We start from the raw sequence: 9950 nt of genomic DNA, 5'->3' as shown, positions 1-9950 counted from the left end.
CCCCCGCCCAGAACGGATCGCATGACCTCCTCCGCGCCCACCCGCCGCATCATCGTCGACACCGACACGGGAATCGACGATGCGCTCGCCCTGCTCTACCTGGCAGCGCAGCCCGAGGTCGAGCTGGTCGCCATCACGGCGGTGTACGGCAACTGCGTCGTCGACGACTCGGTGCAGAACATCGCCTACGTGCTCGGGCTCGTGGGCCTTGGCGAAACGCCGGTGGCGAGGGGGGCGGCGAAACCGCTGCACGCCGAGCCGCACATCGCACACTATGTGCACGGGCATGACGGCCTCGGTGACGTGATCGATGAGCGGCCACAGCCCTCGAACCTGCTGCCGCAGAGCGCAGCCGAATACCTCGTCGAGCTGGCCAGGGGCAACCCCGGAGAGTACGAGCTGCTGACGCTCGGCCCCCTCACGAACATCGCTCTGGCGCTCGAGATCGAGCCCGACCTGCTGACCCTCTTCACTTCGATCACGATCATGGGTGGTAGCGGCCCGTTCCCCGAGGTGGGGCGCACCGACATGTTCGACGCGAACATCCAGAACGACGCCGATGCCGCACGCGCTGTATTCCAGGCACCCGCGACCCGGCGCCTCATGGTGGGGGTGAACGCCACGGCCACCGTGGTCACCGACGAGCAAGACGTGCTGATGCTGCACCGCTCGGGCACGGCCACCGGCACATTCGCCGCCACCATTCTGGAGTCGTACCTCGACTTCTACCGACTCGCCTGGGGCCGCAGGGTGAGCCCTGTGCACGACGGGCTCGCCGCCATGCTGATGCTCCACCCCGAGTGGGCGACCGAGACCGTGACCGGCCCTGTGAACATCACGAACGACGGCTTCACGGTTCGCGCGCGCGTCATGCAGACGGCCGAGGGGCGCCTCGTGCCCTGGCCCATCGAGCCGGCCCCCGACACCATCGCCGTCACTGCCGTCAACATCGAAGCTGCCCTGCACGCCTTTCTCACCGCCCTCATCGAAGCTGGAGCAGACTCATGACCGACACCGCCGTTCAGACCCAGGCCCCCGTGCGCGATCTCGCGCTGCTGCCCAAGGGGCACCTGCACCTGCACATGGAGGCGGCGATTCGGCCCGCCACGCTCACCGACATGAGCGAGGCCATGGACATCGTCGTGCCCATGCACAGCGTGTTCACCGACTTCACCGAGTTCAGCGACACCTACCGCGGCATTCTCGCCGTGCTCTCGAACCCCGAGAACCTGGCTCGGCTCATCGACGAAGCGGTCGAAGATGCGGCCCGCGAAGGGGTCGTCTACATCGAGTTCGGGGCAAGCCCGCACTTCTACGCCGGGGTCTACGGTTCGACCGAGCTCGCTCTCGAAGCCATGATCGAGTTGTGCCGCGCGTCGGCTGAGAAGTGGGGCGTCGAGATCGGGCTCATGATCACCGTCGACCGCATCGAGAGCATCGAGGTGGGGGTGGCCTACGCGAAGGTGGCGGCCGCGTTCGCCGGGCGGGGTGTGGTGTCGCTCGGGCTCGCGAATGACGAGCGCGGGCATCCGGGAGCCCCGTATGCCGAGGCGTTCTCCATTGCGAAAAAGGCCGGTTTGCTGTCGACGCCGCACGCGGGCGAGCTGGTTGGGCCCGTCGAGGTGTGGTCGGCTCTGGATGACCTGCACGCCGACCGCGTTCTGCACGGTGTCACTTCGGCACTCGACCCCGCCCTCATGGCGCGGCTCGCGGCCGACGGAATCTGCCTCGACGTCTGCCCCACCTCGAACGTGCTGCTGTCGGTGGTGCCCGAGATCGGTGCCCACCCGCTGAAGGTGCTGCTCGAGGCGGGCGTGCGCTGCTCGATCAACGCCGATGACCCGATTCTATTCGGGCCGGACATCCTCGCTGAGTACGAACTCTGCCGCACGGTTCTCGGGCTGAGCGACGAGCAGCTCGCCGCGTGCGCGTGGAGCTCGATCGAGTGCGGGGCGGGCTCGGCCGGCCTGAAGTCTGCCGCGAAGATCGCGATCGACGCCTGGCTGGCGGCCGAACCCGCCTGAGTCGCCGTCTGGCCCTGAATCTCTGTCTGGGCCCGGTGCGCGGCTACGCGACGGGCGCGAATGCCTCGTCGTAGGTGGGGTAGTCGGTGTAGCCCTCGGGGCCCGCGCCGTAGAGGGTGGCCGGGTCGAGCGGGTTCAGCTCGAGGTCGTCGCGCCAGCGCCTGACCAGGTCAGGGTTGGCGATGACCGGGCGGCCCACCACCACGGCGTCGGCCTGGGCATCCGCAATCAGGGCGATCGCTTCGTCGCGGGTTGTCACCGCGCCGAAGCCACTGTTGACGAGGAAGGCTCCGCCGAACTGGGCGCGCAGGCCCTGCACGAAGTCGCCGGACGGCTCCGCGTTCAGAACGCTGACGAAGGCGAGGCCCAGGTCGGCGGCGGTCTGCATGAGCCGGCCGTAGACGACGGCGCGGTCATCCGCATCGTTCTCGATGATGCCCTGGATATTGTGCGACGGCGAGATGCGAATGCCCACGCGGCCAGCACCGATCGCTTCGGCGACAGCGGTCATCACCTCGGTGACCAGACGGGTGCGGTTCAGAGCTGAGCCGCCGTAGCCGTCGGTGCGCACGTTCGAGGTGGCGCCGAGAAACTGGTGCAGCAGGTAGCCGTTCGCGGAGTGCAGTTCGACGCCGTCAAAGCCGGCTGCGACGGCGTTCTTCGAGGCCTGAACGAAAGTCTCGACAATGCTGGGAAGCTCGTCTTCGCCGAGCGCGTGCGGCACCGGGTAGGCCGCCTTTCCGAGCGGCGTGTGGGTTTCGCCGTCGATGGCAATGGCGCTCGGGGCCTCGACATGGTTATTGCCGTTGATCTCAGAGTGGCTGACCCGCCCGGCGTGCATGATCTGGGCGACAATGGTGCCGCCCTCCGCGTGCACTTGATCGGTCACCCTCTGCCAGCCGGCGAGCTGCTCTTCAGTGACGAGCCCCGGCTGGCCCGGGTAGCCCTGCCCGGCGAACGAGGGGTAGATGCCCTCGCTGACGATGAGGCCGACGGATGCCCGCTGGGCGTACTGCTCGACAACCATGTCGCCCGGCACTCCTTCGATGCCGGAACGGGTGCGGGTCAACGGGGCCATGACGATGCGGTTCGAAAGGGTGAGGTCGCCGGCAGTGAAAGGCGAGAAGAGGTCGGTCATACGCAAGTGTCCATTCGATCGGGGCGCTCGCCCGACAACCGGGCGCACGCACGGGGTACCTCTGGGTAACAGCCGAACGGCCCGGCAATATTCCTTGCCAATCATGTCGGGCGGGGCTAGCCTGCGACTATTCGGCACTCAGTGCCGAATGTGGGGCACTGGCCGCTCACGCTTTCGGAGGCGACCATCCACTCTCTATCGAAAGGAAGAGCATCATGGGAAGACTCGAGGGCAAAGTCGCCTTCATCACCGGCGCCGCTCGCGGCCAGGGGCGCAGTCACGCGCTGCGCCTCGCCCAGGAGGGCGCAGACATCATCGCCGTCGACATCGTGGGGCAGATCGACTCGGTTCCCTACCCCATGTCGGTTCCCGCCGACCTCGACGAAACGGTGGCGGGTGTCGAAGCCCTCGACCGCCGCATCGTGGCGATCAGGGCCGACGTGCGCGATCTCGACGCCCTCGTGGCGGCCGCCAAGAAGGGTGTGGCCGAGCTCGGCCCCGTCGACATCATTCTCGCCAACGCCGGAATCGCACCGCAGGGCACGAAGGCCGACAACGCACAAGCCTTCCGCGACGTGGTGGAGGTGAACTTGTTCGGCGTTCACAACACCGTGATGGCCGCCGTACCGTCGATGATCGAGAAGGGCCAGGGCGGTGCGATCGTGCTGACCAGCTCGACCCAGGGCCTCAGTGGTGCGGGTGGCGACGGAACAGGGGCAACGTCGGGCTACACGGCGGCCAAGCACGGCGTCGTCGGGCTCATGCGCACCTACGCGAACTGGCTGGCGCCGAAGAGCATCCGGGTGAACACGGTTCACCCCACCGGCGTGAACACCCCGATGGTGGTGAACGACGCTATGCAGGAGTTCCTGAACTCGAACCCCGGCATGGGCGCGGCACTGCAGAACCTGCTGCCGGTCGAGCTGATTCAGCCCATCGACATCAGCAACGCGATCGCGTGGCTGGTCAGCGATGAGGCGCGGTATGTCACCGGGGTCACGCTGCCGGTCGATGCGGGATTCACCGCGAAGTAGGGGCAGCCAGCGACCGCAGCAGCACATGCCGCCAGCGCAGAACCGACGAACTCGCCGGCCAGTGCAGCGCCAGCGTCTGAAAACCCCGGTGCATGCGGTACGCGAAGGTGCGCCAATCGGTCAACGGGCGTGACGAGATGCCAACCCAGACGGCGGTGTCGTACACAATCGTGAACCGTGGGGTCAAATGGATGCTCAGATCCACGTCGTCGTGCAGATCGGTTCCCCAGCAGTGCACCGAGCCCCGCACCTCACGCCACACCGACCGCCGCAGAAAGAAGGTAGACCCGAACAGCGGAACCGTCGCGAGCGCCAAGCGCATCGAGTGGAAGTACGCACCCATGTACAGCGCCCCGAGCATCCGACTGCCCCGCGCTGGGCCATCGTAGAAACGGCCGGGCCCGGTGACCGCGTCGACGCCGGGCTCTTTTTCGAGCCGCGCCAGGCCGTTCTCTATCCACCGCGGCGGCGGCACCGAGTCTGCGTCGAGACGCGCGATGACATCGAACCGGCACGCGTCGTAGCCCGTCGTGCTGGCTGCAGGGATGCCCGGCTCGGCCTCGTAGAGTACGCGGGCCCCCCACGCGGCGGCCACGTCACCGCTGTCGTCGGTGCTCGCGTTGTCGACCACGATCACCTCGTCTGGTGCCACGGTCTGTGCGGCGAGCGCCGCCAGGCAGCTCGCGAGCGCTCGGGAATCGTTCTTCACCGGAATGACGACAGAGACTCTCACCCCTTCACCGTACGATCAAATGCAGCGCGGCGTTGGGGGCTGACAACGGTTGCAATTCGTGTATCGACGCTGAGCCAACTACACATTTCGGGCAGCTCTCTCGAGGAACACTGCGCCGCCTTGAGCAGGGCGAAGGCGGGGCGAGCGTCGAGAGTCTGGTGCGGGTGCTTCGTTCGCTGGGCATCCTGCAGCAGGTTGTCGAGAGCGTCGACCCGTACTCGTCTGACGTGGGGCGGTTGCGTTCTGATGACATACTTCCCCAGCGAGTGCGGCGCCCCACCACCCTGAGAACCGACAATGGTTGACGAACGCGCCGAGGTGTGGGTGCAACTGCTTGGCTACGACCAGCTCGCCGGAACGGTGTTCGCGCACCCGCGCGGGCGCACCGGCGCGGGCGCACCGAAAGCGCTACCTTCAGCTACGCCGATTCATATCTCGCCACGCCGCTGGCCTATTCGGCGAACTCGACTAGGGTCATCGCGCTCGCGTAGCCGATGCGCGTATCGCCGTGTCTGTCGAATCTGCCGAGCACCAGCACGCTGCGGCCCGAGACCGTCATCAGCTCAGAGGTCGGGGTCTGGATGCCCGCCGCCGATTGAGCTCCCCGCGCCGACAAGCAGGCGCAGGACATCGTTGTCCCTGCTCGAAGCCCGCGACGGCGAACAGCGCAGCTCTGTCGAGATCGCCGAACTGATCGAGCAGTTCGCGTCGTTGCCGACAGCGCAGCTGGCCGAACTTTGGCGGCGCATGGTGTTCTCGATGCTCATCTCCACTACCGATGATCACCTTCGAAACCATGGCTCTCTGCCTGAAGACAGCTCGAACTCATGGAACCTCGCACCCGCATTCGACCTGAACCCGAACCCCGAGCCCGGCAACAAACAGCTCTCGACGGCGGTCGTTGACAACGACTTCGACATCGATGTGGAGTCGGCGCGGGCGGTCGCCGGTCTTTTCAGGCTCAGCCTCGCCCAGGCGAAGACCATCGAGGCCGAGGTCAGACAGAGTGTGGCGCGGTGGGCGGTCGAGGCGGCACGAATGCAAATCCGGCACTCAGAGATCGACTTGATGGCAGGGAGGTTCGAGGGGGCGTGACGCGATCGGCGTCAGGCGTCAGGCGTCAGGCGAGGGAGGCGAGCAGGTTCTGCGCGGCCTCGACGGCCGAGAGACGGGTGGTGCGCGAGCCGCCGAGGGGCTGCACGAGAATCGTGGTCACTCCCGAATCGAGCAGGGCGAGCATCCGGAGCCTGACCTCGCTCTCGGTGCCGATGAGGGCGGTCGAGCGCACGAGGTCGTCGGGTACGGCGGCGGCGGCCTCGGCTTTCTGGCCGGTGAGGTAGAGCTCCTGAATGAGGGCGGCCTCGTCGCCGTAGCCGTAGCGGCTGGCGAGGTCGTTGTAGAAGTTGGCCCCGCGGGCGCCCATGCCGCCCACATACAACGCCATGCGCTGGCGGTACTCGTCGAAGGCCTCGTCGGTGCTGTCGCCGATGAAGAGGGGCATCTCTGCAACGACGTCGAGCGCGCCGAGGGCCGGGTCGCGAAGAGCTCTGCCCTGCGCGAGAGCTGCGCCCCACGCGAGGTCGGCCCGCTCGGGGTAGTAGAACAGGGGCAGCCAGCCGTCGGCGATCTCTGCGGCCTGCGCCACGCTTTTGGGCGTGAGCGCCGCGACGGTGATCGGGATGCCCGGCCGCAGCGGTCGGTTGATGAGCTTCAGCGGCTTGCCGAGCCCGGTGCCCTCGCCCACCGGCAGCGGAATCGAGTAGTACCGCCCGGCGTGGTCGATCTTCTCGCGCCGCCACACGGCGCGGCAGATCTCGATGGTCTCGCGGGTGCGACCCAGGGGTGCGTCGAACGGCACCCCGTGGAAGCCTTCGATGACCTGCGGCCCCGAGGTTCCGATGCCGAGTTCGAACCGCCCGCCCGACAGCGAATCGAGCCCCGCCGCCGTCATGGCGATGAGCGTGGGCGTGCGCGAGTACAGAGGCAGGATGCCCGTGGCCAGCGTGATGCGCTCAGTGACGGCCGCGAGGTAGCCGAGCTTGCTCACCGCATCGAACGAGTACGCCTCAGAGACGCTGACCTGCTCGACGCCGAACTTCTCGAACTGAACCACGTCGGCTGCGGCCTCGGCGAAATCACTGGAATAGTCGACAACAACACCGAGTCTGGCCATCACACCACCGTAGCCGCCCGGCCTCGGGGGCGAAAGCCCGGGGTGGTGGGCTGCACGTATGCTCGAGGGTGTTGGGCGGCGGCGGGGCCGCGGCATGAGAACGGAAGGCGCACATGAGCAGTCGGGAACATCTGGTTCGAGCCCTCTGGACTCTCTTCGAGCCCGTTCACGCCCTCACCTACTTCTCGCCGCAGTCGCGCGACAGTTTCGCCGCCGCCGGCCTCACACGCTACTGGGACGGCTACTTCGCCGGCCGCGCAGCCCCCCTCGGAGCCATCTCGGGCGCGCCCGTGACCGCCATCTTCAGTGGTTTCGCGCCCGCGCTCGTCGAGCGGGCCCTGCCCGCGGTGTGGAGCACACTCACGCCCGAACGCGCTCTCGAGGCTCGCGCCGAGGGTGCCGTGGCCACGATTCGCGCACTCGCGCCCGACGAGTCGATCGTCGCCCGCGCCGCCGAGGCGCTGCTGCCGGCCGCGCTCGCTGTCGGCGCGCACGCCGTGGGTCGCCCCTTGGCCGCGGCCAACCACGCACTGCTCGCAGCCCTCGTCACCCCTGACCCGTACCGAGTGCTGTGGCAGTGCGTCACCACGCTCCGCGAACACCGCGGCGACGGACACGTGCTCGCGCTGGTGACAGAAGACATGGCGGGGCTGTCGACCATCGTGCTGCGCGCCGGGCTCGACCTCGACGCCCCCCACATGCAGCGCGCCCGCGGCTGGACCGACGACGAGTGGCACGCCGAACAGCGCTCACTGGTCGCGCGCGGCCTGCTTGCACCGGCCGCATCCAGAACCGACGCCGGCACATCACCCGCCACCGCACCGCACGCCGCCACGCCGTTGGGCGAAGCCGCCCTCGCGCGGGCGGAGCAGCTCACCAACACGCTCGCCGTGGGGCCGTGGCAGCTGTTCGACGACAATGCTCTGCGGGCGATCGCCGCGGCCCTCTACCCGGTGGCGGCGGCGTGCGCGCCGCTGTTCCCGTACCCGAACCCGATCGGCATGCCGCACTCGTGGAACCCGACGACCGACCCCGATGCCACCGCCGTACCCTCTGCTCCCGAACGAGGCGCAGCCCGTACGGCGGCGTGACATGGCCGGGTATGAACGCAGCCCGGCCGTGTCGCCGCATGACGGGGCCGCGCCCAAACGCGACCCAGCCCCGTGGAGGCTGCGGCCGAGCACGGCCGACGACGCCGCCTGGATCGCCGAGCTGCGCGCCGAGGTCATGCGCCCCGACCTCGAACGGCTCGGCCGGTTCGACCCCGACCGGGTGCGGCAGCGCTTTCTGAACGCCTTCGTTCCCGAATTCACCTCCGTGATCGAGGCATCCGGGGCCGGCGAGGCAGTCGGGGCCAGCAAGGCAGTCGGGGCCAGCGAGCCACCCGGGGCGCCAGAGTCACCGGGGTCGCCCGCTCCCGACGAAGACCGCACGCACCTCGCTCTCGGCGTGATCGCCGTGCGCCCAGAGCCCGACGCGCTGTGGATCGAGCACTTCTACCTGGCCCCGTCCCAGCAGGGTCACGGGCTGGGGAGCGCCGTACTGCAGCACGTGATGCGCGAGCACGCCGATGAACGCCCGTTTCGACTCGACGTTCTGCAGGGCAGCCCCGCTCGGCGACTGTACGAACGCCACGGCTTCGAGTTCGAACGCGAAGACGAGGTCGACGTCTTTCTCGTCAGGGCTCCCGACGTGAATATGCTCAGGTAGCGCGCGGCGGCGCCGGCGGAGAGCACACGATCACGTCGAGGGAACCTTGCAGGGTGACCTCGCCGGCTCCGAACGGCACCAGCACGGTCGTCCCCCGGCCAAGCCGCAGCGACAGCGACAGCGGCGCCGCGCTGGCTCCGATGGATGCAGCACCGGCGGCAGCACCAGCCTGCAGCGAGCCTTCCCCCGCCACCACCACCACCACCAGAATCGCGAAACCAGCCGCCAGCGTGGCCGCACCCTCGACATGCACCGAACGCGCCCGAAAGAACCGGTCGGCAGCCGGAGGAAAGTGGGTGGCCCCGTCGCCCCGCCCCTCGCCCAGAACCGCGAGTTGCTCCGGCAGCCACAGAGATCGGTCGAGCCCTGTGACGGCGGTTCGAACATCCAGCCCCAGCAGCGCACTCGACAGCGTGAAGCCGGGAAACCCCTGATATTCGAGCAGAATCGAGAGGTCGGTGGGCTCCTGCAGTTCGACCAGCGTGACGCCCGGCCCGATGCCGTGGGCGACGCCCGCCGGAACGAACAGAGTGTCGCCGGTCGCCAGCGCGACAGGGTTCATGGCGCCCACCATGTCGGGGACATCCTGCTCGGTCACCCAGTGCTCGGCCTCGACCGAGGAGATGGGGCGGTTGAATCCGAGCAGTGCATAGGCGTCAGGCCCGTCGGTGTCGATGACCACCCAGGCCTCGGTCTTGCCCACCGTTCGCCCGAGGTGCGCCGAAGCGAACGCCGCATCGGGGTGGTAGTGCACGAACAGCCGCTCGTCGGTGCTGAGCAGTTTGACGAGCAGCATGGGGTCGGCGCCGAACGCCTGCACGTGGTGCGGCCCGAGGTAGCCGAGGGGGTCTGCTTCGATCGCATCACGCAGGGAACGACCATCCGGCAGCACCGTGAGCCCCACCCCGTGGCCCGAGAACACCTCGGTGCTCGAGCCCACGAAGTCTTCGGGGGTGTACGGGTCGGTGTGGGCGGTGCCCCTGAACCGGGCGATTCCCGAGCCTCCGCGGTAGGGCCGGTTGAGGGGCTGGTTGGGCGCCAGGATGACCGGCGCCACACCCTCGTTTCGAATGTCACTCATGGCGGTCTCCGAACGTGAAGTCGATACGGTATTGCGCTGGTTCGCCTGCCGCCAGCG

At 68.2% G+C, this 9950-nt stretch carries 12 protein-coding genes; 7 read left to right on the top strand and 5 right to left on the bottom strand.

Annotation, left to right across the window (positions count from 1 at the left end; genetic code table 11):
- Both QN358_RS03830 and add read left to right on the top strand, forming a co-directional pair.
- Positions 1–1008 (top strand): nucleoside hydrolase (locus QN358_RS03830; RefSeq protein ID WP_237280219.1); only part of this gene is annotated, 1008 nt, incomplete at its 5' end.
- A complete protein-coding gene (add, locus tag QN358_RS03825) occupies positions 1005–2024 on the top strand; it encodes an adenosine deaminase (protein WP_201799209.1) in 1020 nt (339 codons plus the stop codon). The genes QN358_RS03830 and add, both read left to right, overlap by 4 nt.
- A 43-nt stretch (positions 2025–2067) precedes the next feature.
- Here add and QN358_RS03820 read toward each other — a convergent pair whose 3' ends face one another.
- Positions 2068–3162 carry an alkene reductase gene (locus tag QN358_RS03820; RefSeq protein ID WP_136640680.1) on the bottom strand — a complete coding sequence of 365 codons (1095 nt, stop codon included), beginning with the start codon at positions 3160–3162 and terminating at the stop codon, positions 2068–2070.
- A 215-nt stretch (positions 3163–3377) separates the two neighbouring features.
- On the opposite strand from QN358_RS03820, the gene QN358_RS03815 reads away from it, so the two are divergent.
- The gene (locus QN358_RS03815) at positions 3378–4196 is read left to right on the top strand and encodes a mycofactocin-coupled SDR family oxidoreductase (protein WP_136640681.1); all 819 of its coding nucleotides are present in this window, start codon (positions 3378–3380) and stop codon (positions 4194–4196) included.
- On the opposite strand, the gene QN358_RS03810 is transcribed toward QN358_RS03815, so the two are convergent.
- A complete protein-coding gene (locus QN358_RS03810; protein WP_323511649.1) occupies positions 4183–4929 on the bottom strand; it encodes a glycosyltransferase family 2 protein in 747 nt (248 codons plus the stop codon). The two genes, QN358_RS03815 and QN358_RS03810, sit on opposite strands and share 14 nt — an antisense overlap.
- Before the next feature lie 164 nt (positions 4930–5093).
- On the opposite strand from QN358_RS03810, the gene QN358_RS03805 reads away from it, so the two are divergent.
- On the top strand, positions 5094–5234 hold the full coding sequence (locus tag QN358_RS03805; protein WP_323511648.1) for a hypothetical protein: 141 nt from the start codon (positions 5094–5096) through the stop codon (positions 5232–5234).
- Positions 5235–5380: 146 nt separating this feature from the next.
- Here the strand turns inward: QN358_RS03805 and QN358_RS03800 are convergent, their stop codons facing one another.
- Positions 5381–5560 carry a hypothetical protein gene (locus QN358_RS03800; protein WP_323511647.1) on the bottom strand — a complete coding sequence of 60 codons (180 nt, stop codon included), beginning with the start codon at positions 5558–5560 and terminating at the stop codon, positions 5381–5383.
- Between the two features lie 2 nt (positions 5561–5562).
- On the opposite strand from QN358_RS03800, the gene QN358_RS03795 reads away from it, so the two are divergent.
- Complete coding sequence (locus QN358_RS03795; protein WP_323511646.1) at positions 5563–6024, top strand: HipA domain-containing protein; 462 nt, start codon at positions 5563–5565, stop codon at positions 6022–6024.
- Between the two features lie 25 nt (positions 6025–6049).
- Here QN358_RS03795 and QN358_RS03790 read toward each other — a convergent pair whose 3' ends face one another.
- Positions 6050–7102 (bottom strand): LLM class F420-dependent oxidoreductase, encoded by a 1053-nt coding sequence (locus QN358_RS03790; protein WP_136640684.1) that lies wholly within the window; start codon positions 7100–7102, stop codon positions 6050–6052.
- Between the two features lie 113 nt (positions 7103–7215).
- Here QN358_RS03790 and QN358_RS03785 point away from each other — a divergent pair, with 113 nt between their 5' ends.
- Positions 7216–8193, top strand: coding sequence for an SCO6745 family protein (locus QN358_RS03785; protein WP_201799210.1), 978 nt, complete (start codon positions 7216–7218; stop codon positions 8191–8193).
- Position 8194: 1 nt separating this feature from the next.
- Positions 8195–8812 (top strand): GNAT family N-acetyltransferase, encoded by a 618-nt coding sequence (locus QN358_RS03780; protein ID WP_323511645.1) that lies wholly within the window; start codon positions 8195–8197, stop codon positions 8810–8812.
- On the opposite strand, the gene QN358_RS03775 is transcribed toward QN358_RS03780, so the two are convergent.
- Positions 8805–9893 carry a hypothetical protein gene (locus QN358_RS03775; protein WP_323511644.1) on the bottom strand — a complete coding sequence of 363 codons (1089 nt, stop codon included), beginning with the start codon at positions 9891–9893 and terminating at the stop codon, positions 8805–8807. The genes QN358_RS03780 and QN358_RS03775 overlap by 8 nt on opposite strands.
- Positions 9894–9950: the final 57 nt, after the last annotated feature.

The organism is Subtercola sp. RTI3, from assembly GCF_035018625.1.
GTDB classification, from domain to species: Bacteria; Actinomycetota; Actinomycetes; order Actinomycetales; family Microbacteriaceae; genus Subtercola; species Subtercola vilae.
The sequence above is the reverse complement of the archived record's forward strand: the minus strand, read 5'-3'. Positions and strand labels throughout refer to the sequence as shown.

Coding starts and splice junctions, on each gene's coding strand:
- add (WP_201799209.1), top strand. CDS start 1,005: ATGACCGACACCGCCGTTCAGACCCAGGCCCCCGTGCGCGATCTCGCG.
- QN358_RS03820 (WP_136640680.1), bottom strand. CDS start 3,162: ATGACCGACCTCTTCTCGCCTTTCACTGCCGGCGACCTCACCCTTTCG.
- QN358_RS03815 (WP_136640681.1), top strand. CDS start 3,378: ATGGGAAGACTCGAGGGCAAAGTCGCCTTCATCACCGGCGCCGCTCGC.
- QN358_RS03800 (WP_323511647.1), bottom strand. CDS start 5,560: ATGTCCTGCGCCTGCTTGTCGGCGCGGGGAGCTCAATCGGCGGCGGGC.
- QN358_RS03790 (WP_136640684.1), bottom strand. CDS start 7,102: ATGGCCAGACTCGGTGTTGTTGTCGACTATTCCAGTGATTTCGCCGAG.
- QN358_RS03785 (WP_201799210.1), top strand. CDS start 7,216: ATGAGCAGTCGGGAACATCTGGTTCGAGCCCTCTGGACTCTCTTCGAG.
- QN358_RS03780 (WP_323511645.1), top strand. CDS start 8,195: ATGGCCGGGTATGAACGCAGCCCGGCCGTGTCGCCGCATGACGGGGCC.
- QN358_RS03775 (WP_323511644.1), bottom strand. CDS start 9,893: ATGAGTGACATTCGAAACGAGGGTGTGGCGCCGGTCATCCTGGCGCCC.